Annotated in this window: 24 protein-coding genes and 2 pseudogenes; 12 read left to right on the top strand and 14 right to left on the bottom strand. The window is 71.8% G+C overall.

What is annotated here, in order from left to right; genetic code table 11:
* Positions 1 to 4: 4 nt before the first annotated feature.
* From AB0N16_RS37730 to AB0N16_RS37715, 4 genes are read right to left on the bottom strand one after another with little or no spacing between them, the layout of a single operon-like run.
* Entirely contained in the window at positions 5 to 1,003 is a 999-nt protein-coding gene (locus AB0N16_RS37730) for an amidohydrolase family protein (protein ID WP_365804867.1), read from the bottom strand.
* Positions 1,000 to 2,124 (bottom strand): FAD-dependent oxidoreductase, encoded by a 1,125-nt coding sequence (locus AB0N16_RS37725; RefSeq protein ID WP_365804865.1) that lies wholly within the window; start codon positions 2,122 to 2,124, stop codon positions 1,000 to 1,002. The genes AB0N16_RS37730 and AB0N16_RS37725 overlap by 4 nt, the downstream gene beginning before the upstream one ends.
* Before the next feature lie 23 nt (positions 2,125 to 2,147).
* Positions 2,148 to 3,104, bottom strand: coding sequence for a cyclase family protein (locus tag AB0N16_RS37720; RefSeq protein WP_365804863.1), 957 nt, complete (start codon positions 3,102 to 3,104; stop codon positions 2,148 to 2,150).
* Positions 3,101 to 4,096, bottom strand: a complete 996-nt coding sequence (locus tag AB0N16_RS37715; protein WP_365804861.1) for a fumarylacetoacetate hydrolase family protein — start codon at positions 4,094 to 4,096, stop codon at positions 3,101 to 3,103. The genes AB0N16_RS37720 and AB0N16_RS37715 overlap by 4 nt, the downstream gene beginning before the upstream one ends.
* Positions 4,097 to 4,226: 130 nt before the next feature.
* On the opposite strand from AB0N16_RS37715, the gene AB0N16_RS37710 reads away from it, so the two are divergent.
* Together AB0N16_RS37710 and AB0N16_RS37705 are read left to right on the top strand one after the other, a co-directional pair.
* Positions 4,227 to 5,165: a LysR family transcriptional regulator gene (locus AB0N16_RS37710; protein ID WP_365804859.1), complete on the top strand. Its 939-nt coding sequence runs from the start codon at positions 4,227 to 4,229 to the stop codon at positions 5,163 to 5,165.
* A gap of 246 nt (positions 5,166 to 5,411) precedes the next feature.
* Positions 5,412 to 5,858, top strand: a complete 447-nt coding sequence (locus AB0N16_RS37705) for a hypothetical protein (RefSeq protein ID WP_365804857.1) — start codon at positions 5,412 to 5,414, stop codon at positions 5,856 to 5,858.
* A gap of 124 nt (positions 5,859 to 5,982) precedes the next feature.
* Here AB0N16_RS37705 and AB0N16_RS37700 read toward each other — a convergent pair whose 3' ends face one another.
* The 3 genes from AB0N16_RS37700 to AB0N16_RS37690 all read right to left on the bottom strand — a co-directional run bounded on the left by AB0N16_RS37700 (position 5,983) and on the right by AB0N16_RS37690 (position 8,893).
* Positions 5,983 to 7,149 carry an aromatic acid exporter family protein gene (locus AB0N16_RS37700; RefSeq protein WP_365804855.1) on the bottom strand — a complete coding sequence of 389 codons (1,167 nt, stop codon included), beginning with the start codon at positions 7,147 to 7,149 and terminating at the stop codon, positions 5,983 to 5,985.
* A 271-nt stretch (positions 7,150 to 7,420) separates the two neighbouring features.
* Positions 7,421 to 7,705 carry a hypothetical protein gene (locus AB0N16_RS37695; RefSeq protein ID WP_365804853.1) on the bottom strand — a complete coding sequence of 95 codons (285 nt, stop codon included), beginning with the start codon at positions 7,703 to 7,705 and terminating at the stop codon, positions 7,421 to 7,423.
* Positions 7,706 to 8,137: 432 nt separating this feature from the next.
* A complete protein-coding gene (locus AB0N16_RS37690) occupies positions 8,138 to 8,893 on the bottom strand; it encodes an SDR family oxidoreductase (protein WP_365804851.1) in 756 nt (251 codons plus the stop codon).
* A 127-nt stretch (positions 8,894 to 9,020) separates the two neighbouring features.
* Between AB0N16_RS37690 and AB0N16_RS37685 the strand changes: the two genes are divergently transcribed.
* Positions 9,021 to 9,455 (top strand): Rrf2 family transcriptional regulator, encoded by a 435-nt coding sequence (locus tag AB0N16_RS37685; RefSeq protein ID WP_365804849.1) that lies wholly within the window; start codon positions 9,021 to 9,023, stop codon positions 9,453 to 9,455.
* 76 nt (positions 9,456 to 9,531) lie between these two features.
* Positions 9,532 to 9,795, top strand: a pseudogene (locus AB0N16_RS37680) (hypothetical protein); the annotation flags it as partial.
* On the opposite strand, the gene AB0N16_RS37675 reads toward AB0N16_RS37680, so the two are convergent.
* Both AB0N16_RS37675 and AB0N16_RS37670 read right to left on the bottom strand, forming a co-directional pair.
* Entirely contained in the window at positions 9,741 to 10,100 is a 360-nt protein-coding gene (locus AB0N16_RS37675; protein WP_365804847.1) for a nuclear transport factor 2 family protein, read from the bottom strand. The pseudogene AB0N16_RS37680 and the gene AB0N16_RS37675 overlap by 55 nt on opposite strands.
* 24 nt (positions 10,101 to 10,124) lie before the next feature.
* Positions 10,125 to 10,910: an SDR family oxidoreductase gene (locus tag AB0N16_RS37670; protein ID WP_365804845.1), complete on the bottom strand. Its 786-nt coding sequence runs from the start codon at positions 10,908 to 10,910 to the stop codon at positions 10,125 to 10,127.
* Positions 10,911 to 11,018: 108 nt separating this feature from the next.
* Between AB0N16_RS37670 and AB0N16_RS37665 the strand changes: the two genes are divergently transcribed.
* Entirely contained in the window at positions 11,019 to 11,525 is a 507-nt protein-coding gene (locus AB0N16_RS37665) for a helix-turn-helix domain-containing protein (RefSeq protein WP_365804843.1), read from the top strand.
* 230 nt (positions 11,526 to 11,755) lie between these two features.
* On the opposite strand, the gene AB0N16_RS37660 is transcribed toward AB0N16_RS37665, so the two are convergent.
* On the bottom strand, positions 11,756 to 14,530 hold the full coding sequence (locus tag AB0N16_RS37660; RefSeq protein ID WP_365804841.1) for an AAA family ATPase: 2,775 nt from the start codon (positions 14,528 to 14,530) through the stop codon (positions 11,756 to 11,758).
* 138 nt (positions 14,531 to 14,668) lie between these two features.
* Between AB0N16_RS37660 and AB0N16_RS37655 the strand changes: the two genes are divergently transcribed.
* The 7 genes from AB0N16_RS37655 to AB0N16_RS37625 all read left to right on the top strand — a co-directional run bounded on the left by AB0N16_RS37655 (position 14,669) and on the right by AB0N16_RS37625 (position 23,431).
* On the top strand, positions 14,669 to 17,257 hold the full coding sequence (locus tag AB0N16_RS37655) for an AAA family ATPase (RefSeq protein WP_365804839.1): 2,589 nt from the start codon (positions 14,669 to 14,671) through the stop codon (positions 17,255 to 17,257).
* Positions 17,258 to 17,279: 22 nt separating this feature from the next.
* On the top strand, positions 17,280 to 18,269 hold the full coding sequence (locus tag AB0N16_RS37650) for an alpha/beta hydrolase (protein WP_365804837.1): 990 nt from the start codon (positions 17,280 to 17,282) through the stop codon (positions 18,267 to 18,269).
* A 78-nt stretch (positions 18,270 to 18,347) separates the two neighbouring features.
* On the top strand, positions 18,348 to 19,331 hold the full coding sequence (locus AB0N16_RS37645; protein ID WP_365804835.1) for a helix-turn-helix domain-containing protein: 984 nt from the start codon (positions 18,348 to 18,350) through the stop codon (positions 19,329 to 19,331).
* Positions 19,316 to 20,260 (top strand): helix-turn-helix domain-containing protein, encoded by a 945-nt coding sequence (locus AB0N16_RS37640; protein WP_365804833.1) that lies wholly within the window; start codon positions 19,316 to 19,318, stop codon positions 20,258 to 20,260. The genes AB0N16_RS37645 and AB0N16_RS37640 overlap by 16 nt, the downstream gene beginning before the upstream one ends.
* Before the next feature lie 428 nt (positions 20,261 to 20,688).
* Positions 20,689 to 21,660: an alpha/beta hydrolase gene (locus tag AB0N16_RS37635; RefSeq protein WP_365804831.1), complete on the top strand. Its 972-nt coding sequence runs from the start codon at positions 20,689 to 20,691 to the stop codon at positions 21,658 to 21,660.
* Positions 21,661 to 21,683: 23 nt separating this feature from the next.
* A complete protein-coding gene (locus tag AB0N16_RS37630) occupies positions 21,684 to 22,400 on the top strand; it encodes an alpha/beta hydrolase (RefSeq protein WP_365804829.1) in 717 nt (238 codons plus the stop codon).
* Positions 22,401 to 22,942: 542 nt separating this feature from the next.
* Positions 22,943 to 23,431: a flavin reductase family protein gene (locus tag AB0N16_RS37625; protein ID WP_365804827.1), complete on the top strand. Its 489-nt coding sequence runs from the start codon at positions 22,943 to 22,945 to the stop codon at positions 23,429 to 23,431.
* Between the two features lie 496 nt (positions 23,432 to 23,927).
* Here AB0N16_RS37625 and AB0N16_RS37620 read toward each other — a convergent pair whose 3' ends face one another.
* The 4 genes and pseudogenes from AB0N16_RS37620 to AB0N16_RS37605 form a co-directional block, all read right to left on the bottom strand.
* Complete coding sequence (locus tag AB0N16_RS37620; RefSeq protein WP_365804894.1) at positions 23,928 to 25,205, bottom strand: MFS transporter; 1,278 nt, start codon at positions 25,203 to 25,205, stop codon at positions 23,928 to 23,930.
* Positions 25,202 to 25,363 carry a hypothetical protein gene (locus AB0N16_RS37615; protein WP_365804898.1) on the bottom strand — a complete coding sequence of 54 codons (162 nt, stop codon included), beginning with the start codon at positions 25,361 to 25,363 and terminating at the stop codon, positions 25,202 to 25,204. Before AB0N16_RS37615 ends, AB0N16_RS37620 begins: the two co-directional genes overlap by 4 nt.
* 112 nt (positions 25,364 to 25,475) lie before the next feature.
* A pseudogene (locus AB0N16_RS37610) lies at positions 25,476 to 25,841 on the bottom strand (flavin reductase); the annotation flags it as partial.
* Complete coding sequence (locus tag AB0N16_RS37605) at positions 25,792 to 26,424, bottom strand: TetR/AcrR family transcriptional regulator (RefSeq protein WP_365804825.1); 633 nt, start codon at positions 26,422 to 26,424, stop codon at positions 25,792 to 25,794. The pseudogene AB0N16_RS37610 and the gene AB0N16_RS37605, both read right to left, overlap by 50 nt.
* Positions 26,425 to 26,540: the final 116 nt, after the last annotated feature.

The following is a 26,540-nucleotide window of genomic DNA, read 5'->3' as shown; positions in this document are numbered from 1 at the left end:
GGTCTCAGCCCTTCCGGAGGAGAGCGGCGGCATTGCCGCCTCGTACGGCGTGGAAGTCGTGGTCGGGCAGCCGGGCCGCGCGCAGGGCGGCGACCGGGTCCTCGGTGCCCATGTCGAAGGGGAAGTCGGACCCGAGCAGGACGCGGTCGGCGCCCACGGCGCGGACCAGTTCCCGCAGCACGTGCGGGTCGTGCACGAGCGAGTCGAAGTAGATCCGCCCGAGGTAGCTGCTGGGCAGGTGGGCGCAGCCCGTGCCGGCGTCGGAACGGGCCGCCCAGGCGTGGTCGGAACGGCCGATGTGGGTGGGCAGGTAGCCGCCGCCGTGCGCGGCGACCAGCTTCAGCTCCGGGTGCCGGTCCAGGACACCGGAGAAGATCAGATGGGAGAGGGCGACGGCGTTCTCCGTGGGCTGGCCGACCGTGTTGGAGAGGTACCACTGGTCCAGGCGCTCGTCGAGCGTGCAGCCGAAGGGGTGGAGGAAGACGATCGCGCCGGTCTCCTCGGCACGGGACCAGAAGGGTTCGTACGCCGGATCGGACAGTTCCCGGCCCGGGGCGTGGCTGGAGATCTCGACGCCCGACAGGCCCTGGTCCAGGGCGTGTTCGAGCGCGTCGACGGCCTGGGCCGGGTGCTGGAGCGGGATCAGCCCGAGCCCGTGCAGCCGGTCGGGCGCCTGGGCGCAGTGTGCGGAGTTCGCCTCGTTGGCGAGCCGGTACAGCTTCTCGGCCGTGTCCTCGTCCGTCCAGTAGTGGTAGTGCGACGGGGACGGGCTGACCAGCTGGATGTCCACGCCCTGCGCGTCCATCGCGGCCAGCCGCACGGTGACATCGGTCAGCCGTGGAATCCGCTCGCGGATCATCGGGCCGTTGACGGCGAGGGCGGCGGTGCCGTTGCGCCGGGCGTCCAGCGCCCTGGCCTCGGCAAGTCCGGGCAGGCCGGCGACGAGGGCCTCGACCTCGGGGAGCAGGACGTGCGCGTGCACGTCGATGGTCGGCGTCGTCACGGCAGTTCCTTGAGCGCGGTCATGGCGGTGGCCATCAAGCCGGCCACGTCGCCGCGTTCGCCGTCCAGCTGCCACTGCCCGATCTGCACGGACGCCTCGAGGACCGTCCGGACCCGTTCGACGCGCCGCTCGTAGTAGCGCGTGAGGAGTTCGTCGTCCCATGCCGCGCCGCTGGTGAGCAGCTGGGAGAGCACCCAGGCGTCCTCCAGGGACATCGCCGCGCCCTGGGCCATCGTGGGTGGGCAGCAGTGCGCCGCGTCCCCGACGAGGACGACCCGGCCGCGGTGCCAGAAGCCCTCGACCAGCATCCGGTCGAACCAGGTGTAGTTCACCTGTGCCGGGTCGGTGATCGAGGCGCGGATCTCCTCCCAGGCGCCGCCGTAGCCCTCGGCGAGCCGGCGCATCTCCCGCGCGTAGGACTCGGGCGGGATGGTCGCGCGGTCGCGCTTGGACTCCACCAGGTAGGCGTAGAGGGTGTCCTTGCTGGTGGGCGTGTAGCCGGCGATGTAGCAGGACCCGCCGTGGGCCAGGTCGCTGCGCTCGACGCCGGCCGGGCGGGGCGCCGGGACACGCCAGATGGCCATGCCGGTCGGCTCCGGCGTGGCGTCGATGCCGATGGCGGCGCGGGTCGCGGAGTTCAGGCCGTCGGCGGCCACGACGAGGTCGTAGCGGCCCTCGGTGCCGTCGCTGAAGCGGACGCCGACCCCGGTGTCGTCCTGGGCGAGGATCTCGGCGGTGGTACCGAGCCGGACGTTCGCGCCGGATGCCCGTACCGCGTCGATGAGGATGCGCTGGAGCACCGGGCGTTGCATGCCCAGGGTCGCCGGCAGGTCGTCGCCGCCGGTGCGGATGTCCTCGCTGACGTGCAGCACGGTTCCGTCGGGTGCGGTCAGCCCGAGGGAGTCGAACCCGAACCCGTGCGCGTTCACGTCGTCCCAGACGCCGAGCTCGCGCAGCACGCGCAGGGCGTTGCCCTGCAGGGTGATGCCGGAGCCGCGCACGTTCCAGTCCGGTTCGACCTCGACGAGGTCGACCTCGATACCGGCCCGGCGCAGCAGCACGGCCATGGTGTTGCCGGAGGTGCCCCCTCCGACGACCAGGACGCTTCTCTCTCTTGGCATGGCCAACTCCTTTGCTGAGCGGGTCACTTGACGGCGACCGGGTTGACGGGGGAACCGACGGCTCCGGTGATGGGCAGGGGGGCGGCGGTGAGCCAGAACTCGTACACGCCGTCGCGCGTGCAGTCGTCCGCGAGCGCGTCGAGGTCCCACATCTCCCCTATGAGCAGACCCATGTTGGGGATGGCGACCTGGTGCAGCGGCTGGAAGGCGTGCTCGAACTCGTTGGGCCGCACCTCGAAGCCCCAGGTGTCGGTGGCGATCGCGGCGATCTCGGTGCGGTGCAGCCAGCCGGCGGAGGTGAAGGACAGCCCCGGCGCCGGTCCGCCCGCGTACTCGCCCCAGCCCTCGCGCCGGGCCCGGGCGAGCCGTCCGGTCCGGACGAGGACGATGTCCCCGCGGCCCACCACTACGCCGTGCGCCTCGGCGGTCGCGGTCAGCTGCTCCTCGGTGATGGCGAACCCGTCCGACAACTCACCGCCCGTTCCCACCACTTGGCCCACGTCCAGCAGCACCCCGCGCCCCGCGACATACGGCGCCATGTGCTCGATGCCGGTGACGAGGTCGCCGTCGGAGGTGACGACCTTGGCGGCGTCCCGGCCGTTCCACGCCCTGCCGTGGTCGAAGATGTGCCCGAGTCCGTCCCACTGCGTCGAGCACTGCAGCGGCATCGCGATCACGTCGTCAGCGCCGCCGATACCGTGCGGGAAGCCCTGGTTGCCGAGGGCCGCGTCGGTGCCGGTGTCCAGCATCGTGTGCACGGGATTGGTCCGCCGCCGCCAGCCCTTCTGCGGACCGTTCATGTCGAAGGCCTGCGCCAGCGAGAAGCTGACACCCCGCCGGACCAGCGCGGCCCCCTCGCGCCGCTTGGCCTCGTCGAGGAAGTTGAGGGTGCCGAGCACGTCGTCCGGGCCCCAACGCCCCCAGTTGGAGTACGTCTTGGCGGCTTCGGCGATCGCGCCCTCGGGGTCGTGCCGGTTCACGAGGCGTCCTCGGCGACACAGCGGGTGCGCTGCACACCGAGTCCGGTGACGGACCCCTCCATCACGTCGCCGTCGCGCAGCAGCCGCCCCCAGTGCATGCCGTTGCCGGCCGGGCTGCCGGTCAACACCAGGTCGCCGGGCAGCAGTCGAGCCGTCTGCGAGATGTACGACACCAGGCGGGCGACCCCGAAGAGCATGTCCTTCGTCGACTCGTCCTGCATGGTGTCGCCGTTCAGCTTCAGCGTCACCCGCAGGTCACCGGGGTCGGCGATCGACGCGGCCGGGACGATCCAGGGCCCGAGCGGGGTGAACCCGGGCGCGTTCTTGGAGCGCAGCCAGTCCGTCCCGATGGCCTTCATGTCCCGGCGGAACACGGTCGCCCGGTCGGTCAGGTCGTTGGCGATCGTGTACCCGGCGACATACGACAGAGCCTCCTCCACCGGCACCCGGTATGTGGGCCTGGCGACGACGGCCGCCAACTCCAGCTCCCAGTCAGGCTGTTCGGCCCAAGCGGGAAGCACCACGTCGTCGTACGGCCCGGCGACCGTGCTCGGCAGCCCGATGAACACGTACGGCAGGTCCTCGGCCGCCCGCCGGTCCATCACCGCGGCGATCTCCGCACGCGCCTCCTCGACCGTGCGCGGGTCGTCGGGAGAGCGGTGGGCGACCTCCAGATCGATCACGTGCTGCCGGTAGTTGGCCCCGCACTGGAAGATCTGCCGGGGCTCGACCGGCGCATGCACCCGCAGACCTTCCAGTGGCTGCCAGACGCGGTCCACGTCGTCCGCCAAGGCGTGCAGTCGCGGGAGCACCGCGTCCCAGTCGTCGAGGATCTCCCGGCTCGTCAGGGCGGGGTCCGCAAGGGCCGTGCGCAGGTCCAGCACGCGACCGTCGGGGATCACGAGGCCAGGGAACGGCGCCTGGCCGGGACCGGAGAGGGTGCCGAGGGCGAAGGGCCCGGCGAAGGACGCGAAAAGGGCGGCGGGTTTCACGGGAATGTCCTCCAGATTGCGGTGCGACTAATCTGGCCTCGCATCCCGCAATCTGGGAAATAGATTCTTTTGATGTCGATCATCAACCGCATGGATCCGTAGGCCCCTGCGGTCCCGCTCTGGAGGCGTCGTGTCCCTCTCCGGCCTCGATCTCAATCTGGTCCTGTCCCTGCGCGCCCTGCTGGAGGAACGCAACGTCACCCGTGCCGGGCAACGCGTCGGGCTCAGCCAGCCCGCGATGAGCGCGGCCCTGGCGCGCCTGCGCCGGCACTTCGACGACGAACTGCTCTCCCGCGTGGGCGGACAATACGAGCTGACCGCGCTCGGCCGCGCCCTCCTCGACCGCACCGCCACCGCCTGCGACCTGCTGGAACGGGTCTTCAGCAGCAGGGCCGACTTCACACCGGGCAGCGAGGAGTACGAGTTCACCCTGCTCGCCTCCGACTACGCCGTCACCGTGTTCGGCGCCGAACTCGCCCGGACCGTGCACGCCGAGGCACCTGGCGTGACGCTGCGCTTCCAGCGGACCCCGCCCGACGTCACGGAGGACACCGGGACGCTGCTCAGCACGGCCGACGGACTGCTGATGCCGCACGGCGTCATCAGCGGCTTCCCCGCCGTGGAGCTGTTCGGCGACCGCTGGGCCTTCCTGGTGGCCGCGGCCAACGACGAGGTCGGCGACCGGCTGGTCATGGCCGACCTGGCACGGCTGCCCTGGGTGATCTACCAGCGCATGTACGACGCCCCGGCCGCCCGGCAGCTGAGCATGCTCGGCGTCGACCCTCGTGCCGAGGTCTTTGTCGACAGCTTCCAGGCACTGCCGTTCCTGGTCGCCGGCACCCACCGGATCGCCCTGGTGCAGCGGCGCCTCGCCGAGCGGCTGAGCGGGGTGGCCGACGTACGCGTGCTGGAACCGCCCTACGAGGCGGTCCCGCTTCAGGAGGCATTGTGGTGGCACCCGGTGCACACCCATGACGCCGCCCACATCTGGCTCCGCGAGACCGCCGCCCGGGTGGGAGCGGAGCTGACCGCGTCCGGGCCTGGCCGGAGCGCCGTCCCGGCCCGGTAGCCCGCGCTGACGTGGGACTCGGGATCCAGGACATGGATGATCCGCATCTTCGATCTCGATCAGCGGGGGGCTGGGCACGGCCTGCCCGGTGACCCATAGTCGTCTCAACTCTGCGCCGGAGCAGCACCACCACCACACCGTCGCCGGGACTTGCGCGGGCGACCGAGAGCCGATCCTTCGCACCGCTCGTGGGCGCCCGAGAGCCGACCCTTCGCACCGCCACGGCAGTCACCGGCCCATCTCAGCGTGCTCGGTCCCCGTCCGCTGTCCTGGCTGCCGTTCGCCTTCGGGCTGTGCGCCCTCGGCTTCGCGGTGCTCTGGATCGCCCCGAACCCCGTCGTGCTCACCGCCGGCGCCGTGATCAACTGCCTGGGCGGCGGCATCATGCTGCCGAGCCTGCTCACCCTCGACCTCTCGAAGCTGGAGTACACCGACCGGGGCCGCGGCACCGGGCTGTGGATCGGATGTTTCTGCCTGGGCCAGTTCATCTGCCCGCTCGTGGTGCTCGCCCTCACCGCCGCCGTGGGCAGCCTGCCGAACGCGGTGGGCGTGCTCGCCCTCGCCGGAGCACTCGGCGCCACGGGGCTCGGAGCCGCCGTCCGCCGGCGGTCGCCGGCAGCCGCCCCGGCACCGGCGGGACGGACCGTGCCCACGCCGGTAGTGGCCGAGGCCTCTCCCGCCGGCGAGTCGTAGGCCGTTCCGGTGGCCGATCCGCTCGCCCTTCCGTCCCGGACAGCAGCTACGGGGCGTGGGCAGTGACCGGCAGCGGGGCCGCCCCGTTTCTCACCCGCGCGGGGGCCCGCATCGAGGTTCGCCCTCAACCATGTCCGTCCGGGCCTAGCTGCTCGGCCAGGCGCCGTGCGTGGGCCAACAGCGCGCCGTGCGTCGCCAGGGTGCCGGGATTTTCCTGCACGGTGCCGGGCAGTGTCCGGTCCAGTTCGTCGAGACTCCGGCGCAGTGCCTCGGCGGCCTCGTGCAGGGCCCCCTGGGCCGCCGACTCGGTGCCGGTCTGCGCGAACCGGGTCCGGCCGTAGAGGCCGATCGCCCGGCCCGCGTGGTGCAGGAGGTCGGCGTAGGGGCCGGTGACGCGCGGGCCGGGGCGTACCGCCTCGTCGTGCTGGCCGGCCGTCTCCAGCACAGTGCGGGTCACGCCTGCGATGTGCACGGCGACATGGTCCAGTACGGCCAGTGCGTCGTCGTAGCTCCTGCCGGGCGGGGACACGCCCCGCGCACCGCGACCGCGATGATTGCCCCGCATGCTCTCGCGGCTCCAGCCGATCGCGGAACGGGCCTGCTCGACCAGGCGCCCCAGCCGCAGCGCGCGCTCGTGCCAGCCCCCCGCCGTGGGGCCGTCCCACTCTCCCCGGGCCAGGCCCTCGGCCACCGCGGACAGGATCTCCTGGGCTTCCCGGGCGGCGTCCTTGAGGGCGGCGCGGGCGTCACGCAGATACACCGGGGGCCGGATCGCCGCGTTGACCGTGATGCCGACCACCGCACCGAAAACCGCCTCCGCGACACGTGCCCCCGAGGTGGCGAAGGTGACCTGCCCGCTGGTCAGAACGAACAGCGCGCCGGTGGCGGCATAGATGCCCTGACTGCCCAGGCGTCGCCACCGCGTCAGCAACAGGACCGCCGGAAGCACCACCGCCATCGTGACCATCGTGTTGTCCAGCACCAGCGCGACGAGCGTCGCCGCCACCGTGCCCACCGCGATCGCCGCCAACTGCTGCAGACCGTGCGCGAGCGACCGGTACACCGTCGACTCCACCAGTACGACCGCCACCCAGGGAGCGACAAACGCCACCGGCGCCTGCAGCCACCACCCGGCCACCCCCCACGCCAGACAGGCGGCCAGTGCCGCCTTACCGGCCTGTATCGCCAGATCGCGTTCACGGCCCGGCTCCGTACACGCCCGCCGCACCGCCCGCACAGCGGCCCCACCCTGACGCCGAACCGCCCGTGCCGCCCCACCCGTCCACTCCATGACACAGCGGGTGCCACACCAGCCACCCCGAATGCGTCCTTGTGGGCACCATCACGGAAATAGGCCGAGCGCACACGGCAGGTGCCGCGGCCGTCGCACCCTCACGCTTCGCCCTTCGGCCGCCTTCGGCAACGGCAGTCGCAGCTGCGGCGGGCATCGGCGGCTCTCGCCGTCGCCCGCCGCGCGGGGTCATCGGCTCGAAGAGCAGGAGTGCTGTCCGAGCAGGAGTGCTGTCCGGCGGCACCGGATACCCGCCGGTGGTCGGTCCCGGTCAGGCTCCCCTCGTGCCCCTCACCAGTGAGGCGGGCTCACCCGGCACCGCCCAGCAGTCCCGCCCGCCCCCCTGGCGCGGCCAGACCTCCGGGCCGCCGCCGTACCACTCGACGAGGCTCGACTCGGCCACGTCCAACTCATCCCCACCCACGAGCTCGACGCGCCGCAGTAGCAGCGTCAACTCGTGCAAGGAATACGCGGTGCCCAGGAAACGGTCGTCGAGATACACGCGGCGGCCACCAGACTCGCCGGGTGCCTCCACGATCGCGGACCCCACGGCCATGACCCCAGCCTCTCCCCATCAGAGCCGGTTCGCATTCCGTGGCGAACCCCGGACACGTCGGCATGGCTCCGCCGACGTCGACGCAGCGTGTTCGGGCGCTTGGCCCTCCCGCACCTCCCCACCGTGCCGTCGGGTCGATGCACCGGTGAGCCGCCCGACACGGTTCCTGGTGCGTGAGCCTCGGCCGAGTTGAAGGGGCAGGTCGAACGGCTGGTGTGACCCGTACTCGAAGGCGTCATGGAGTTCGATACGTCGTTTACAGCGATCAGCTGGTGCTTGCCGGCCGTCTTCCGCCCGTCGACCGGTGACGGAACGGTCGCGGCTCCTCCTCTGTCGCGCGCACGAGGGAGCCGTCCACGCACACCCGGGTCGCCGGCGGTGCGCGCCCCGAAGGCGCGATGTCCTCCGGGGGCGCGCGGCAGGGGTTCCGGTTCAGGCGTTGTAGCCGCCGTGGGCGTCCAGCACCGCGCCCGTGACGTACGACGCGGCGGGGCTCGCCAGAAAGGCGATCGCCGCGGCGATTTCTTCGGGGTGACCCATGCGTTGCAGGGACAGCGAGCTGACCAGGGCTTTGAGGGTCTCGGGGTCCGGCCCTTCCATGCCGCCCTCCATCAGTCCGGCCTCCACGACGTTGGCCGTGATGTCGCGGGGCCCCAGGTCCCGTGCGACCCCCATGGTGTATCTCTCGATCCCTGACTTGGTCGCCGAGTAGTCGGCAAGGCCCGGGGCGCCGACCCGGGAGCCCAGTCCGGAACTCACCGTGATGACGCGGCCGCCCGCGCGCAGCACTCGGGAGGCGGCCCGGATGACGGCGATCACGCCGAGGTAGTTGGTGGCGTGCATCCGGTCCAGTGCGGCGGTGTCGGCGTCCGGGTCGTCCACCCTGCGGCCCTGTTCCACCGAGATCGCCGCGTTGTTGACGAGGATGTCCAGGCCGCCGAAGTGCGCGACCACGTCGTCGATCAGCGCCGGCGCCCGGCTCGTGTCCGCCTGGTCGGACTGGAAGGCGACGGCCTGCACTCCCTTGGCGCGCACCTCGTCGACGACAACTTGCGCCTGCTTCTCGGAGCTGACATAGGTGAAGGCGACGTCGGCGCCCTGCTCGGCCAGCAGCCGTACGGTCGCGGCTCCCAGTCCCCGTGACCCTCCGGTGACCAGGGCGACCTTGCCCATGAGTGGCTTGTTCATTCTTCTCACCTCGTTGATCGACCTCCCCAACAGTCGCAACGTTAATTGTTACGACAGCTTATTGCAACCTTTGCTGTTACGACTGCACCGTCGTAACATCAAGCGTTGCGACCGAGAGGAGGGGTTCATGAGCGCCAACAGCAGGTTGACCATCGCCGCCCACGCGCTGGCCTGGATCGGTCTCTACCAGCGCCAGGGGCATGAGGTCGCCACCTCCGAGCAGATCGCGACCAGCGCGAACACCAACCCCGTGGTGATCAGACGGCTGCTGGGCGAGCTGCGCAGGGCCGGGCTCGTGGAGTCCCGGCGGGGCGTGGGCGCGGGCTGGTCGCTGGCGCGCGAGCTGGGGTCGATGACCCTGCTCGACGTGTACGAGGCCGTGGAACCCGGCCCGTTGTTCGCGATGCACCGCACCACCCCGGACCAGGGATGCGTGGTGGGTTACGGCATCCAGCCGGCGATGCAGGGCATCTACGAGGGCATCGAGGAGACCCTGAGACACGAGCTGGCCCGCGTCACGCTCGCGGACGTACTCCGGGACGTACTCGCGGCACCTCGCTAGTGCTGTGACCGCATAGGTTCGCCGGTTTGGTGATCGTGACGGCTGGATGTGCGGTGACGTTCGATCCGACCGCTGCCTCCGGTGGCGCAGCGCCAACGCTCGCCACCGCGACGTCCTGGCCGCCGAACGCAAGGAACGCGCCCGCATCCGCGGCGAGAAAGGCATCCGCTGGGGCGGACGGCCCCTGCGATTGGCGGCCCGACCTGGCAGGAAGGTGAGTCGCCGAGATTGCGGGGCGAGCGGGGATTCTCGCCTGAGACGGCAACGGGTGGCGCCGGCAGGGACTCAGGGTTCGATGACGAGGCGTTCGATGAGGCCTTCGCGGAGTGTGAACTGGTAACGCAGATCGATGGTCCCGCCGGGGAAGTCGCCCTCAAGGTGGTGGGTGGCGATGTAGCGGGTTGCGTCGGTCTGCTGGGCGCCGGTGAGGTGGATGGTGTAGGTGAATTCGGTGGCCGATCGGTCGAGCCATTCCCCGATCGCCTCGATGCCCTCGTAGGTGTTGCCGTCGTCGATCACTGTGGCTTCGCGGGTGAACGCCGTGAGTGCGGTGGCGGTGTCGTGGGCGCGGTGCGCTGTCAGGTAGCGGGTGATCACCTCGGGCAGGGTGTCCGGGGTGCTGGTGCGGGGCCGGTTGTCGTGCATGACGCTCCTTGGGGTGCTGGCGGTTCAGACGGTGGGGGTGGTGCCGCCGTCGATGACGTGTTCGGCACCGACGATGGCCGCGGCGCGGTCGGAGACGAGGAAGGCGACGAGCTCGGCGACTTCCTCGGGCCGGTTGGGACGGCCGAGCGGGATGCTGCCCAGGGAGTCCATGAGCCGGCCCAGCGCCGCTTCCTGCGTGATGTCTGCGTCGTGTGCGATCCGGGCGACGAGGTTGTCGGCGGCCGAGGTCTGCACGAAGCCGGGCGAGACGGTGTTGACGCGGATGCCGTGCGGGGCGACCTCGTTGGCCAGGCCCTTGCTGTAGGTGGTCAGGGCGGCCTTGGCGGCGGCGTAGGCCAGGGTGCCGTTCCACAGCGGCATGCGGCGCTGGATCGAGGTGACATGCACGATCACGCCCTTACCTGTGGCGATCATGTGCGGCAGGAGTGCGCGGTCCAGGCGGACGGCGGCCAGCAGGTTCGTGTTCAGCTCCCTGGCCCAGTCGTCCTCGCCGAGCGCGGCGAACCCTCCGGCCGGCGCCTCGGACCCGCCGAGGGTGTTGACCAGGATGTCGACGCCTCCCACGCGGGCGTCCACCTCGGCGGCCACGTGGGCTGCGCCCTGGGCGGTGGACAGGTCGGCGGTGATGAACGCCTTCTCCTCGACGTCGTCGGGGCGGCTGCGGGCGGTGACCAGCACGGTCGCACCGGCCTGGGCGAGACGTCTGGCGATGGCGGCTCCGGTGCCCTTGGTGCCGCCGGTGACCAGAGCGCGTCGGCCTTCGAGGGATTCGCTGATGGGTGTGGTCACGGTGTGGTCCGTTCCCGGGTGCGGGCGCGGAAGGCACCGCTCCCGTGGTTACTGCTAAAATAGAAGCTACTAACTTCGACTTTAGCAGTAACGGAGGGGATGGCCACCATGGCAAGCCGGATCAGGCTGGAGGACCGGGAGTGCCCCCTGTCCACGACGGTGGAACACGTAGGCGAGTGGTGGACGCTGCTGATCCTCCACGACGCTTTCGACGGCTACACGCGCTTCGACCAGTTCCAGGAGAGCCTTGGCATCTCCTCCAGCATGCTCACCACCCGGCTGAAAACCCTCGTCGCCGACGGACTACTGCAGCGCCGGCCCTACCAGACCAACCCCGTACGCCACGAGTACGTTCTCACCGAACTCGGGCACTCCCTCCGACCGGTGATCGTCGCCCTGGCCGCATGGGGCAACTCCCGCCTCACACCGGCCGAACGCAGCATGATCCTCATCGACACGCACAGCGGCGAGGAAGTCGAGCCCGTCGTCGTCGACGCCAAGACCGGCCGCCGGCTCGACGACAGCGACACCTACGTCTTCGCCGCGGGTCCCGCAGCCAGCGACGCCATGCGCCACCGATATGCGACCCGACGGAACACCCCCGCGGAGTCGTAGGGCTGTCCGAACCAGCACCGAACAGCCTTGAGCAGGGCCGGGACACACCCTCCTGCCTCATCGACCACGCAACACCGGATCGCCGTCAATCTCACACATGCCCATCATCCCGAGCCGTTGACAACCAGATCAAGTGAGGCGAACGAACGTCGGTCGTCTTCTCAAGAATCGCCATCATGGGCTGCGCCCCTGGAGCCGGTACCCCCGGCCTCAGCGGCCCGGCACCGTTGTCACTCAGGCCGCCTGACGCGGTCGAGAACGTCGCGCAGTTGGGCGCGGCCTGTGATGCCGAGCTTGGGGAAGATCTTGTGCAGGTGGAAGCCGACGGTGCGGTGGGACAGGTAGAGCCGGGTACCGATGTCCCGGTTCGTCAAGCCTTCCGCCGCCAGTTCGGCGATCTGCACCTCCTGCGGCGTCAGGTCGGCCAGGACGTCGTGAACGGCGGCAGGTGCCACGGGCACGCCCGCCGCGCGGAGTTCCGCGGCGGTGCGCTCGGCCCAGGGGCGTGCGTCCAGTCGTTCGAAGATGTCGAGGGCGGTGCCGAGGAGGGGGCGTGCTTCGGCGGTTCGTCGGCGGCGCCGGAGCCACTCGGCGAAGTCGAGGTGAGCGAGGGCGTGTTCGAAGGGCCAGCGGGCACCGGCCGGGTCGCCGATCGCCGCACGGAAACGGGACTCCGCGTCGTCGGGATCGCTCAGCAGTGCCGAGGCGCGGTGCACGATCGCGGCCAGACGGGCGGAGCGAGGCTGCTCCAGGGTCCTCTCGGCGGCGTGCAGCACGGCGCGGGCGTCGTCCACCTGGCCGGCTCGGACGGCTGCGGCGGCGAGATCGGCGAGGCAGTAAAGGGAGGCGTGGTAGTGGACGGGGGCCGGGCGGGCATCCTGGGTGAAGGCGCGGCGGAGTTGGCCGTACGCCGACTCGTGGTCGCCCTCCGCCAAGGCGGCCAGGGCGAGCGCGTGCCGGTGACGCACGTACAGGCTCCGGGACTTGCGCAGGTCCCGGCCGCGGACCGCGTCGTCCACCTGCGCCCGCGCGCCCGCGTGGTCCCCGCGAGCGGCGCGCAAGGTGGCCTGGAGGAGAGGCGATCCCACGATGACGTTGTCCGCGCCCGCCTCCGTCGCCATCCAGAAGGCTTCTTCGGCGGCGGCCTGCGCCGCGCTCCAGGCTCCGTTCTCGAAGTGCGCCAGGGCCAGGGCCTGGGCCACGGTGCAGTTGGCGCCGGCCGTGGCGGCCCGGCGCAGCTGGTCCATGGCCTGATCGAGCAGGCGCACGGCCTCGTCGGTCTCGTCCAGGATCCAGGCCGCGCCGCCGAGTGTGACGAGGCCGCTCAGGGAGCCGTCCGGCAGGGTGTCCACGGCGTGGTGCAGGCTCTTCAGGGTCTGCTGCCGGTCCGTGAACGGCCGGCCGGCCGCATGCGTCCAGACCCGGTCGGGCTCGTCCGGCTGCCCGGCGATGAGGCCGTTGATCCGCTGGATGTCGCGCCGGTAGCGGGGGTCGCCCGAGTTGTACGCCGGGGTCGCCGCGGTTCCCAGGGCATTCAGGGCGAGGGCCGGTGCATGGGCGGCCATGGATTCGGCGACGGGGAGCAGGAAGGCCAGGGAGTCGTCGTGCCGCAGGGTGACGGCCAGGGACCAGCCGGCACGCAGGGACGCCTCGGCGAGGAGCTGGGGGTCGTCCGTGAGGCCGTCGACGCGGCCCGCGATCTCCCCCACCCACTGCGGGTGCCCCGCGTACATGGCCGACGTGGCCGCGGCGAGCAGCCGGCGGGCGCGCTCCTGCGGATCGGGGGTGAGGTCGGCGGCGCGTTCGAGGGCGGTCGCCGCGGCCGCGTGGCCGCCACGGTGCTGGAGGCGTTCCGCGCTCTCGGCCAGGGCGCGGGCGACGTCCTCGTCCGGACCGAGAGCGGCCGCGGCCAGATGCCAGGCACGGCGGTCGGGTTCGCGCGCGAGCGCGGCGGCGAGGGTCAGGTGGGTCTCGCGGCGTTCGGCGAAGGAGGCGGCCTGGTACACGGCGGAGCGGACCAAGGGGTGGCGCATCCTTACCCGGCCGCCGTCGACGCGCACCAGCCCCGCCCGCTCGGCGGGTTCCCAGACTTCCGGTCCGCCCGCATCCGGTACGTCCGAGAGTGGTGCGGTGCCCGCGGCCGCCACCAGGAGCAGGGCTCGTCGGGTCGCGGGTGGCAGAGTGGGCAGGTCGGCGGCGAACAGGTGCTCAAGGCGAGCGGTGAGCGGCAGCGAACCTGACGGGCCGAGGTTGCCGCCGCCCGGGTCCCTGGCGAAGGCCCGCGCGAGCTCGATGAGGGCGAGCGGGTTCCCGGCCGCCTGCTCGAGGATCTGCGACCGGACCCGGCCCCGGGGCGGCTGCGGCTGCCGGTCCAGCAGGAGCCCGGCCGCGGCCCGGTCCAGCGGACCGGCCGTCAGATGCGGAAAGTCACGGTCGAAGCGCACCGGCACCGCTTCGTCGCGGGCCGCGAGCAGCAGGGCGGCGGGTTCCCCGTCGAGCCGCCGGGCGACAAAGGCGAGCACGTCCAGCGAGCCGACGTCCAGCCACTGGGCGTCGTCGACGGCGATCAGCAGCGGACGCTCCGCCGCCGTGTCCGAGAGCAGCGTCAGCACCGCGCTCCTGATCAGCAGTGGGTCGGCGGACGGTGATCCGTCGGCCTGATCCATGCCGAAAGCGTGGCGCAGGGCGTCGCGCTGGCGCACGGGAAGCCGGTCGACACCGCTGAGCACGGGACGCAACAGCTGATGCACACCGGCGAAGCCGAGGTCCTGCTCGCCCTCGCAGCCTCGTACCCTCAGCACGCGGCGGCCGCGGTCCGCGCCCTGCGTGGCGGCCCGGTCGACCAGGGTGCTCTTTCCCGCCCCCGGCTCACCGGTCAGCACGAGCACCTTGGGGCCGTTGCCGTCCACCGCGTCGACCAGCTGCGTGATCCGTGACATCTCAGGATCCCTGCCGAGGATCGCCGGCCCGTGATCCTGCTCGGCACCGAAGTCACCGACGTCCATGAAGTTCCGTTCTCCCCACCGCTCACGTCCCATCCTGCCAGGTCGCCGCGCATGACTGGTCACATGACAGAAGCGGTGCTCGTCGCCCTCCTGGCAGCATCCGGTCTCCGGGCGGGCACAGTGATCGGGAGCGCGGCAGTGGGTGGGGAAGCGGACGTCGACCGGATCCTGCGGGGCGTGGACGGGCCGCAGTCCCTGTTGGTGCTGGGGAACACCGGCACCGGCAAGACCCGGCTGCTCCGGATCGCAGGCAAGGAGGCCGCAGAGCGCGGGGCCCGCGTTCTGTCGGCGCGTGCCTGCCCGTCGGAGGCGCGGCAGCCGTACGCCTGCCTGCACCAGCTTCTTCTGCCGGTACGGGACGAGCTCGACGCCCTGCCGGCCCCTCAACAGCGGGCACTGCACACCCTCTTCGCGCCGACGGCCGACGACGTGCCGCCGGAGGGAATGGTCCTGCCCACCGCGGTCCTGGCCCTGCTGGCCCATCTCGCGCGGACCGGTCCGGTCCTGCTGACCGTCGACGACCTCCAGGACTGCGACCGCGCCTCCCTGGCCGTCCTGTCTTTCGTGACCCGACGACTCACCGACCTCTCCGTCACCGTGCTGTTCTCGGCACACGGCGAGGCTCCCCCTCCAGGCGTCCCCTCGGACCTCGCCGTACTGTCTCTCGGTCCCCTGTCCCCGCGGGCGGCGGCCCGGCTGCTGGACGCGCAGCCCGGTGCGCCCACCGGACGGGCCAGGCTGGAGCTGCTCCGGCAGGCGGAGGGCAATCCACTGGCGATCATCGAGCTCAGTCGTGCCGGGGAGCGGACCCGGGGCATCCAGCAGGTCTTCGCGGCGCGGCTGGACGCGCTGCCGGAAGGAACACAGCACGCCCTGCTGTACGCGGCGGCGGCCCTGCCGCAGGAGCAACTCGCCACCGTCATGGCCGCGTTGGGCTCCGAGGACCTGAGGGTGTGGGTCCCGGCGGAGGCGGCCGGACTGATCACCGTCGCCGAGGGAAGACTGGTCTTCTGCAACCCGCTGGCGCGTACGGCGGCCTACCACCGGCCGCCCGCGCAACTGCGCCGGCGGGCCCACCGGGATCTGGCCGCCGTATCCACCCACGGCCCCTCGCACCTGGCCGCGGCCGCCGTCGGTCCGGACGAGTCCGTGGCCGCGGCCCTGGAAGCTGCTTCCGTCCGGGTCGACCGCTTCACCGCGGCCCGCACGCTGGAGCAGGCCGCGCTCCTCAGTCCTTCCGACCACGACCGCGCCCGCCGTCTCGCCGCGGCACTCACCGCCGCGAGCGACGTCGGAGACCCGGCGTGGGTGCGCGAGCTGTACACGGCACCGGGCCAGGTGAACCGGGACCCGGAGCTGGTGGGTGTCGCGGCCTGCGCCATGAGTGGGGCGCTGTCGTTGATGTCGTTCCAGCGGGAGGCGTTCGACCTCCTGCTGGAGGCGGCGCGCCGCACGCCTGAGGGCGACGCCACGACTGCCTTCGCCCTGGCGGCCGTCGCGACGGACATCGCCCGCCAGTCCGGGCTCCCGCAACACTGGAGGCAGTTGGGGTACTTCTTCAGCCAGGCGTCCGAGGACGGCGGGCAGCACGCCGACGTGCTCACCTCCCTGAAGGCCCTCGCCTCGGCCACGACGGGTCTGAGCCGGCCCGCCCGGCTGCTCACGACCGCCTCGCTCGCTCACCACACCGACGAGTCGGACCTGTGCGCGGACAAGTTCCGGCAGGCGGGCGAGCGCTTGCGCGCGCATGGTGCCCTGGGCCCCCTCGCCTGGACCGTCGCGGCCCAGGTGGAGACGCTTCTGGGTCTCGGACGCTGGGCCGAGGCCGAGTCGCTGATCGAGGAGGGGCTCTCGTTCGCGGCGGTCCATCGGTGGACCCGCGTGGAGATGGATCTCGAAGCCCTGGGTACGACCCTGCGCGCGCTGCGCGGCGAGAGCGTGCCGGGCACTCGGTTCACCGGCCCGAACTGGCGCTCCGTCAGCCTGTACGAGAACCGCGCCACGCATGCCCGGATGCTGCGGGCCTGCGGTCTGGCGGCCATGGTCCTCGGGGACGGGGACGGCGCCTTCCGGCACCTGCGGACGCTGTTCACCGACGACGGCGATCCCCTCGACCCCTTTCTCTCGCCCCGCTGCATCGCCGAACTGGCCGTCGCCGCCCAACGCACGGGCCGGCGACGGGAAGCGTCGCACGTCCTGGCGCGGGTCCGGCGAAGCCAGGGCACCCGGCCGACGACCCGGATGACGCTGCTCATGCACCACGCGACGGCGCTGGTCGAGGAGGACGCGGACCCCGAGCACCACTTCCAGCTGGCCGTGGTCAATCCGGAGGCGGCCCGCTGGCCCCTGGAACGGGCCCGGGCCCGCTTGGACTACGCGATCTGGCTGCGTAGACGCAGGAGGCCGCTGGAGGCCCGCGCCCAGCTGACCGTCGTACTGGAAGCGGCCACCCGGCTCGGCGCCCGGCACCTCGTGGAGTCGGCCCGCGGCGAGCTGCGCGCGAGCGGGGTGGCCGAGGCGCCCACATCGACGGATCCGCTGGTTGAACTGACCGCCCAGCAACGGCAGATCGTACGGCTGGCCGCGGACGGCCTGTCCAATCGCGAGATCGGCGAACAGCTGTTCCTGTCGCCACGTACCGTGGGCTCGCACCTCTACAACGTCTATCCCAAACTCGGCATCAGCAGCCGTCACCAATTGCGCGATCTCCTCGTGTGCGAGAAGTGACCGGGCGAGAGGCGGCTATGGCATGGAACCGGACGGACGGCACCCCTCCCCCCTGGCGCTCGATCCGCTGGTGCAGCGCCTGGTCGAGGCGTCCTCGGCGCCGCCCTTTCTGCACGATCTGCCGCCGGCCGTCGGCCGGCAGGCCCTGACGGAGTCCCAGGTCCACCGGGTCGAGGACTTCGCGGTGGACGCCTCCTTCCAGGTGTCACCCGTGGGACCGTCCGGGCTGCTGGGCTTCTGGATCTTCAGACCGCCCGGAGTCCGCGGGCCGCTGCCCGTCCTGCTCTACGTCCACGGCGGCCGGTGGATGCTGGGAGACGCGCAGACCCACGCCCGGCTCATCAGCGAACTCGTGCTCGGCGCGGGAGTGGCCGCCGTGGTACCCGAGTACAGCCGTGCACCCGAGGCCCGCTACCCCGTGGCCGTCGAGGAGTGCTACGCCCTCATGGTCTGGGCCGTCCGCCACGCGGCCGAACTGGAGCTCGACGCCGACCGGCTGGCAGTCGCCGGGGACTGCGCGGGCGCCACCCTGGCCATCGCGCTCACCATGCTGGTGAAGTCGCGCGGTGGCCCGAGGATCCGTGCCCAGCTGCTGTACTACCCGATCACCGACGCGCACTGCGCCAGCGCCTCCCAGCGGCAGTTCGCCGAGGGTTATCTGCTCACCCGGGAGGCCCTGCGCGGGTACTGGCGCCAGTACAGCGATGATCCCCGGGACCTGGCCAAGCCGACCGCGTCCCCGTTGCGCGCCGACCCGGCGGAGCTGGCGGGGCTGCCGACGGCTCTGCTGATCACGGCGGAGGCCGACGTGACGCGGGACGAGGGTGAGCAGTACGCGGACCGGCTGCGCCTGGCCGGGGTCGAGGTGACCTCGACCCGGTTCCTCGGCACGGTCCACGACTTCGTCTCGCTGGCCGCACTGCGTGACAGCCCACCGACGCGGGCGGCCGTGCGGCAGGGCGTCGCCTTTCTGCGCGACCTGCTGAGTGGCGAGGACCAGTCGACCGACTGATGCGTCCGCGCCCCGGCCGAAGGCACGCTGACGGGTATGTCAGCCCTCTACGATTCCCTCACAGGGAACGACCCCACGATGAGGCGACGCGGCCAGTCGCTCTCCACGCGTTCCGTACCGGCCGGCGAAAGTCTGGAGTTCTGGCATGACGCCGTGCTCGCCACGCTGGTGGGGATGGACATCACCACAGAGAGCGGGACGTACGACGCCACGATGCGTACGGACCGACTCGGCGAACTCCAGATCACCACGGTCGACTGCGATCCGGGAGAGGTCCACCGGGCCCCGCACTTCGTCGCCCGCGGCGACGGCGGGCAGGTGCTCGTCGCCGTACAGAGCAGCGGCATGGCCCAGGTCGAACAGGACGGCCGGTACACGGAACTTCATCCCGGTGACATCGCTTTCTTCGAGACCGTCCGTCCGTTCCGCACGCGGTTTCCCCAGCGGTTCCAGCTGAAGATCTTCGCCGTGCCGCGGTGTCTCCTCGGCCAGCCGGAGGCGGCCCTCGGGCGGATCACGGCGCGGGTCCTGCGTCCGGTGACGGGGCTCTCCGCCTTGCTCTCACCGTTCATGTCGCGTCTCGCGGACACGTCCGAGTCCTACTCCGGGCCGGTCGCCGAGCGGCTGGCCGAGAGCGCCGTGAGCCTGCTGGCCGCAGCCGCGGCGCAACAACTGGGCGGGGAGCCGGCCGACCTACCCGGCGCCGACCGGGTGCTCCTGCTGCGCATCCAGAGGTTCATCCGCTGGCACCTGGCGGAGCCGGTCCTCACACCCGCGGTCATCGCCCGGGCCCATGGCATCTCGGGGCGGTATCTGCACCGGCTGTTCGAGCAGGAGGGCACGACGGTCGGCCGTTGGATTCGTGGGCTCCGGCTCCAGGAGTGCCGCAGGGAACTGATCGGCGCCGGGAGCGTGGGCAGCGTCGCCCGGCGCTGGGGATTCAGCGGCACCGCTCACTTCGGACGGGCTTTCCGCCGGGAGTACGGCACCTCCCCGACCGACTGGCTGCGGGACGAACGGGTCCGGCGTTACGCGGAGGAGGACTGGTGCCAGGCCACTTGACCGCCGTACACGGGCTGTCGTCGTGCGAGCAGGCTCTGTCGACGGCATACGGCGATCTCGAACTGGTCGCTCGTTCGCACCCGGAGTCCTGGCGGGGCTCCCTCCAGGTGCTCCGGCTGGGCACGCTTCAGGTCTCGACCGAGGAGTCCGACGCCGTGGAGGTCGTCCGGAATCCGCGGGGCGCTGCGGCCGACGGCCGCGACCACATGTTCGCCCGTCTGCAACTCGACGGCCGGGCCCGGCTGTTCCAGGACGGCCGCTCGGCAGACCTGTACCCCGGAGTCCTGGCCTTCTACGACGCGAGCCGGCCGTTCAGCCTCGTCCTGCCGGAGCACCAGCGGGCGCGGGTCCTGATGGTTCCGCGCCCGTTGCTGAGGCTGGGCGAGGCGGAGATATGCCTGGTCACCGCGAAGGTCATCGGCGACGCGCCCGAGGGACCGGCCGCGTTTCTGCTCCCGCTCCTGTCCGGACTGGCCCAGGAGATCGGCGCGTCCGCACCGACCGCACGCGAGGAGCTCGCCCGTGCTGTCGCCGACCTCCTCGCCACCTTGGCCGCGGATCGGTTGGCCACCACGGAACCGACCGGTGTGCGGGAGGCCACGCTGTTCGACCGCATCAAGGCCACCATCGAGACCCGCCTCGGTGAGCCCGAGCTGTCCCCCCAAGCCCTCGCCGACGCGCACGGCGTCTCCCTGCGCTATCTGCACAAGCTCTTCCACGAACACGACACCACGGTCGGCGGCTGGATACGCCGGCGCCGGCTCGAGTCGTGCAGAGCCGAGCTCGCCCGTCCCAGGGCGGCCGAACGGACCATCGCCGCCGTGGCCGCCCGGTGGGGGTTCGTCAGCCCCGCCCACTTCAGCCACGCCTTCCGCAAGGCATACGGCATGTCCCCGGCGCAGTACCGCGGGCAGCGGAAGGGCGGCTGACGCGGTCAGGGCGCCCGCCGCGTCGGCCTGATCCAGGCCGCGTGCGTGTCCGACAGCCGATGCGTGACCGGCACCAGCCCCGGAGCAGGGGTGAGTTCGGTGCGCAGCAGAGGCGCGGAGCCTGCGAGGGACGGAGGAACCTGTCTGGCACGTACAGGGAGATCAACCGTCGCCCAGGGCATCGACCAGCTGCGGGGCGCAGGGCCGACCAACCCGCCGACCGGCGTCGTGGACACCTTTCGACAACCTTCTGCGCATGGAAGAGCGGTGAACTCCGCAGCGGTTCGCGTCCGACGGCGCACGGCGTCCCCCTCAGGTGCACTGCCGGATCAGTTCCGGTGCGCTGTCGCGCAATGTCCTCCGAACCCGCGGCCCTAACGTCCTGACCGAGGTACCCGCTGATCTCATCCGAAACCGAGGAGAAGTACATGTCCGACGCCGTCGAACCGGTCCAGCCGGTGCTGGAGCCGGCGGCAGCCGCCTTCGCGGAGGCGACCGCCAACCCGCCCTACCTCTTCGACCTGACGCCCGCCGAGGGCCGCAAGGCGGTCGACGAGGTTCAGTCCGGCGCGATCGAGAAGCCTGCCATCGACGAGGAGTGGATCACCGTCGCCGGCGGCCCGACAGGCAGCGTCCGGGCCCGGATCGTGAAGCCCACGGGTGCCTCCGGGCCCCTGCCGGTGATCGTCTACATCCACGGCGCGGGCTGGGTCTTCGGCAACGCCCACACGCACGACCGCCTGGTGCGTGAACTCGCCGTCGGCGCCGAAGCCGCCGTGGTCTTCCCGGAGTACGACCTCTCCCCCGAGGTGCGCTATCCGGTCGCCATCGAGCAGAACTACGCGGTCGCGAAGTGGGTCGTCGAGGAGGGCGCGTCCAAGGGCCTGGACGCCGACCGTATCGCCGTGGCGGGCGACTCGGTGGGCGGCAACATGACCGCCGCGCTGACCCTGATGGCCAAGCAGCGCGGCGACGTCCCGCTGCTCCAGCAGGTGCTGTTCTACCCGGTCACCGACGCGAACTTCGAAACCGGCTCCTACCACCAGTTCGCGGAGGGCTACTTCCTGCGCCGCGACGGCATGCAGTGGTTCTGGGATCAGTACACCACCGACGAAGCCGAGCGCGCGCAGATCACGGCATCCCCGCTCCGGGCCACCACCGAGCAGCTCACCGGCCTGCCCCCGGCCCTCGTCATCACCGGCGAGGCCGACGTCCTGCGCGACGAGGGCGAGGCCTACGCCAACAAGCTCCGCGCGGCCGGAGTCCCCGTGACCGCCGTCCGCTTCCAGGGCATCATCCACGACTTCGTGATGCTCAACGCACTGCGCGAGACCCACGCCGCCCAGGCGGCGATCGCCCTGGCCGTCGACACCCTGCGTACTGCGCTCCACGGCCGCTGAGTCACCCAGAAAGAGAGCTCCTCATGTCCACCCCTCCCACCGTCCTCCTCGTACACGGCGCCTTCGCGGACGCCGGCAGCTGGTCCGGGGTCGTCGCGGAACTGCAGAGCCACGGCATCCCCGTGCTCGCGCCGTCGAATCCGCTACGCGGCCTGGCGTCGGACGCCGCGTACATCGCGTCCGTGGCGTCCCAGATCGACGGCCCGGTCGTCCTCGTCGGCCACTCCTACGGTGGTGCGCTGATCACCGTGGCCGGCACCACGGAGAACGTGGTCGGTCTGGTCTATGTGGCGGCCTACGTCCTCGAAGAAGGCGAGAGCCTCGGCGAGTTGCAGGGGCGCTTCCCGCTGTCGTCGCTCGTCAGCAACCTCAAGGAGTGGACGTACCCGGTCCCGGGCGGCGACCCGGCCGTCGAGGTCACCATCGCCGAGGACGCCTTCCCGTCGGTGTTCGCCGCCGACGTGCCCACGAGCGTCACCAAGGTCCTCGCAGCGGCCCAACGCCCGCTGGCCGCCGCGGCGTTCGAGGAGACCGCCGTCGCGGCCGCGTGGAAGACGAAGCCGGCCTGGGCGCTCGTCGCCGGGGCGGACGAGGCGATCAACCCCGAGGTCGAACGCTTCGGCGCGAAGCGGGCCGGGGCCACCGTCGTCGAACTCGAAGGCGCCTCGCACGCCGTGGCGGTCTCCCGGCCCAAGGAGGTCGCCGACCTGATCCGTGACGCGGTGCGCGCGACGAGCTGACGCGGCGCAGGGCGGCGCAGGGCGGCGCAGGGCGGCGCGGCCGGACGTCCGTACGGTGTCCGGCCGCGCCGCTCCTCATTCCCGGGTGACCAGCACGGACGACGCCGCGCGCAGCACTGCGGCGGCGAGGGCGGACTCCGGGGGCCATGCGGGCGCAAGGACTCCGGACGCGGCCCCGGGAAACGGCAACCGTCCGGCCCTACGGCGCTGGTGGGGTCGTCGACGCACCGCCCGGACCGTGCGGAGGAAGACGGCCGCCGGGACGGCGACGCCGCGCCCTCGGCGGCGGGCGAGGCGCCGGTGTGCCGCGTGACGTGGTCGGCGCGGGCAGCAAGGGCCGCCCCCCCCCTCCGCGGTGGCCCCAACAAGGGCGCAGTGAGGTACGGCTGTCGCGCACACCTACACCTCGCAGCCGCGCCCCGAGCGTGTCACCGTACGCACCCGGCGGGTGACTCGATACGAGGGGGTGCATCACGGGCGAGACCGCAGGGCACACCCAGAGTGACCTGATATGCGATGTCTTGAAGCGGGAGCCAAGTGCCGTGACCGATCTCGACCCCTTCACCGACCTGCTCGACTATCCGATGTACGTCGTGACCGCGCAGGCCGATGGGGAAAGAGCCGGCTGCCTGGTCGGATTCGCCTCGCAGTGCTCCATTCAACCCGCCCGGTTCATGGTCTGGCTGTCCAAAGCCAACCGGACGTACCAGGTCGCCGAGCGCGCCGAACGTCTCGCGGTCCATCTCCTGCGCCGCGACCAGAACCGGCTGGCCCGGCTCTTCGGCGGCGAGACCGGCGACCGCACCGACAAGTTCACGGACGTCTCGTGGCATCAAGGACCGGGCGGAGCCCTGATCCTCGACGAGGCCCCCGCCTGGTTGGTCGGTCGCGTGGAGAACCAGATCGACGGCGGCGACCACGTCGGTTTCCTGCTCGCCCCGGAGACGGCGGACAACCCCACGGGGATCAGAACCCCGCTGCTGATGCTGAACGACACCTATGACATCACCCCGGGCCACCCGGCGGACTGAGTCGGCCGAGCGTAACCGGGCTGCATCGAACGGGGGCAGTCGGCGAAGGCCGCCGGTGGGCCGTGGCGCTCTGGGCTCTGGGCTCTGCGCTCTGCGCTCTGGGCTCTGGGATCGGGGCTCTGGGGCTCTGGGGCTCTGGGGCTCTGGGGCTCTGGGGCTCTGGGCTCTGGGGCTCTGGGGCTCCCGCAGATAGTCCGGCCGGCTCGGGCCGCGACTGCTCCGCGCCTCGCCTCACGACGAGGACTGCGGGTCGGTGAGAGGCCTCGGCCGGCTGGGGACGACCGCGTCGCACCGGTCACCGACGGGGAAGTTCGCCAGCCGGGGATACGGCGGCGCGTGGAACCCCACCGAGTGGACCGCAGGGCGGCCGCCCAGGCCAGTGCGAGCCAGCGGGTGATGGGGCCCAGGCCGACGGCGCCGGCGATGGACTCGAAGGGGATGCGCATGGTGTGACTCCGATCGTGGTCCGCGGGTGCGGCTGTGCGGGCGGCACGGGTTATGGAGCCCCCCGGTCCGAGGCGCGCGGGGCGGACTGGGCCGGGTCGCCTTCCGCATCGGCCGGGTCCGGACGGTGGCCGGCCAGAAGGGCGAGGCCCAGAGCCGCGGCGGCGACTTGGCAGGCGGCGGTTCCCAGGAGCAGGGCGGCGGCCCCCAGCCCGCTGAGGGCACCGGCCGCGGCGGCACCGGCGGCCGCGAACGTGCTCTTGAGCCCGGCGCCCAGGGTGAAGATCTGGGTGCGCACGGCCGCCGGAGCGTACCGTTCGCGGCTGGCCAGCAACGCGCTGAACAGGGGGCCGGTACAGAAGCCGGCCATGGCGAACAGGACGGCCGCCGGTATGGCGTGCCGGCTCAGGGGCACCATGGCCAGCGGAAGGCCGGTGATCAGCAGCCCCCAGAGAACGACGCGCTCCGGGCGCCGTTGGCCGACCGAACGGTAGCCGTAGCTCAGGGAACCGGCCAGGGCGCCGGCGGCGAAGGTGGTCATCAGTCCGCCCGTCGCCCAGGAGGCGTGGTATTCGGCGGCCAGCGACACGGTCACGACCGGCAGTGCTCCGACGCCCATCTGACCGACGCTACTGGCCCAGGTGACCGACCTCAGTCGATGATTGCGGGCCAACTCGGCGGCCCCTTGCAGCAGTTCGGCGGGCCGCAGGCGTCCCGTCTGCTTCCGGCTGCCGGCCCGCGGGCGCAGCCGGAGCGAGAACAGCAGTACCCCGCCCGCCATCGCTCCGACGCCCAGGGCGGCGAGGGCGACGCCCGCGCCCACCGTCGTGCCCAGGGCCGCCGCGACAGCAGGACCGCAGATGCCCGCCAGGTTGTACGAGACGGCGTCCGCGCTGAACGCCCTGGTCAACTGCTCCTTGCTGAGCAACTCGCCCAACAGGCTGGTGAGTCCCCCGGTGAGCAGAGGGGCGACGCAGCCGGCGGCCACGGCCAGCAGCAGCGCCACGAGGTCGTAGGCCCTGCCCACCAGCACGGCGAGGGCGGCGAGTGCGGCGCCGTAGAGCGTCACGGCACCCCCGTGGAAGAGCCGGCGCCGCCGTACCGAGTCGGCCAGGGCGCCGACCACGGGCGCGGCGGCCACATGCGGAATCATCAGGGCCGCCACCAGCGCGCCACCGAGCGCGGGGCTGCCGGCACGCTGGGTGGCCAGCATGACGAGCCCGACCCGGGCGCCCTCATCCGCGGTACGGGCGAGGACGGCCGCCGTCAGATACACCGGGAATGCCGGCGCGCTTCCGGCTCGGCGCACGGTGTCCGTCATGTTGGTCATGGGCGCAGGACGTGCTGCCGGTGCCGGTAGAGCACGCTGGGCGGCTCGGTGTGCTCGGTGCGGAGCCACACGACGGTGCCCGCCACGACCGTATGATCGGGCAGCGGTACCGTCTCGTTGACGTCGCGTATCGCGGAGAGGGTCGATCGGGTCAGCACAAGTGCTCCATGGGTGAGGGACCACGCAAGGTCCTGGAAGCGTTCCCGCGCGGGGCGATGCGAAGCGCCGGGCCAGGTGACGGTCCGGCCAGGCCGGGACGTCCACCGCGAAGACTCCCGCCGCCCTGACCGCGGCCAGGGTGCGGCTGCCGGTGGCCGGCGAGATCAGCAGACTCGGCGGGTCCAGCGACAGCGACATGACGGCCTCCGCCGCGCAGCCGGCCGGACCGCCGGACGGCCCGGCGGTGACCTCGGAGACGCCCGTGGGCAGCAGTGAGACGGCGTTGCGGTCGTATTGCCCGATGCGCTGAGGCGTGAGATCGTCCGTCACCTCCAGCTCCACCGGACCGTCCTCCCCCTCGTCCACGACGCGGGCGTTGCGTCCCCCTTGGCGCACTGCCACCCCGCATCGGCACCGGCTCACCCAGCTACGAGGCTGCCGAGGGAAGGGGCCGCCGGGCGAGGCCGCGGGCCTCATCAGCGGAGGGACCCAGCAGGTGCAGGAGCATCTCGACCATCTTGCTCGCGACTTGGTCGCTGTCGACCTGCGGCAGCGTGAAACACAGCTGCAGGAGCGCCAGCAGGCTGCCGTTCAGCGCGGTCAGGGCGCTGACCGGGTCCACCGCGGCGAAGCGGCCCGAGGCCATGCCCTGCTCCATATCGCGCTTCGCGCGCCGAGCCAGTGCGTGGCCGGCACACAGGCGACCGAGTCCGCTGTGACACAGGATCCGCATGATGTCCGGGTGCGATCCGGCCAGGTGTGCGCTGAGCCGCATGCCGTCGGCGAGGCGCTCGACGGGATCCTCGACGCCGCGCAAGCGGTCGTCGATCGCTTCGGCGTAGTCCTCCAGCGCATCGGCCACGGCCGCGTCGAACAGGTCCGGCTTGCACGTGAAGTGGTTGTAGAAGGAGCCGAAGCCCACGTCCGCACGCTCCGCGATGGCCCGGATGCTGGTGCTGGTGTCGCCGGACTCGGCCAGGATCTCCCGCGCCGCATGGACGAGCGCCTGCCGGGTCTGGGACCTACGGCGTTCGAAGCGATTCCTGCCTGTGACTGACATCGGCATGCACCGTGAGAGAAGCGGCAGTACTGATGTTTTCATCATGCCACCACGAACCCCGGACGTCCATCGAAGGTCCCTCCATACAGCGGGTTCGACGGACCGAGCGAGCCGCG

The sequence above is a fragment of the Streptomyces sp. NPDC051105 genome (assembly GCF_040682795.1).
Taxonomy (GTDB): Bacteria; Actinomycetota; Actinomycetes; order Streptomycetales; family Streptomycetaceae; genus Streptomyces.
This window is presented reverse-complemented; position numbering and strand designations above follow the sequence as displayed.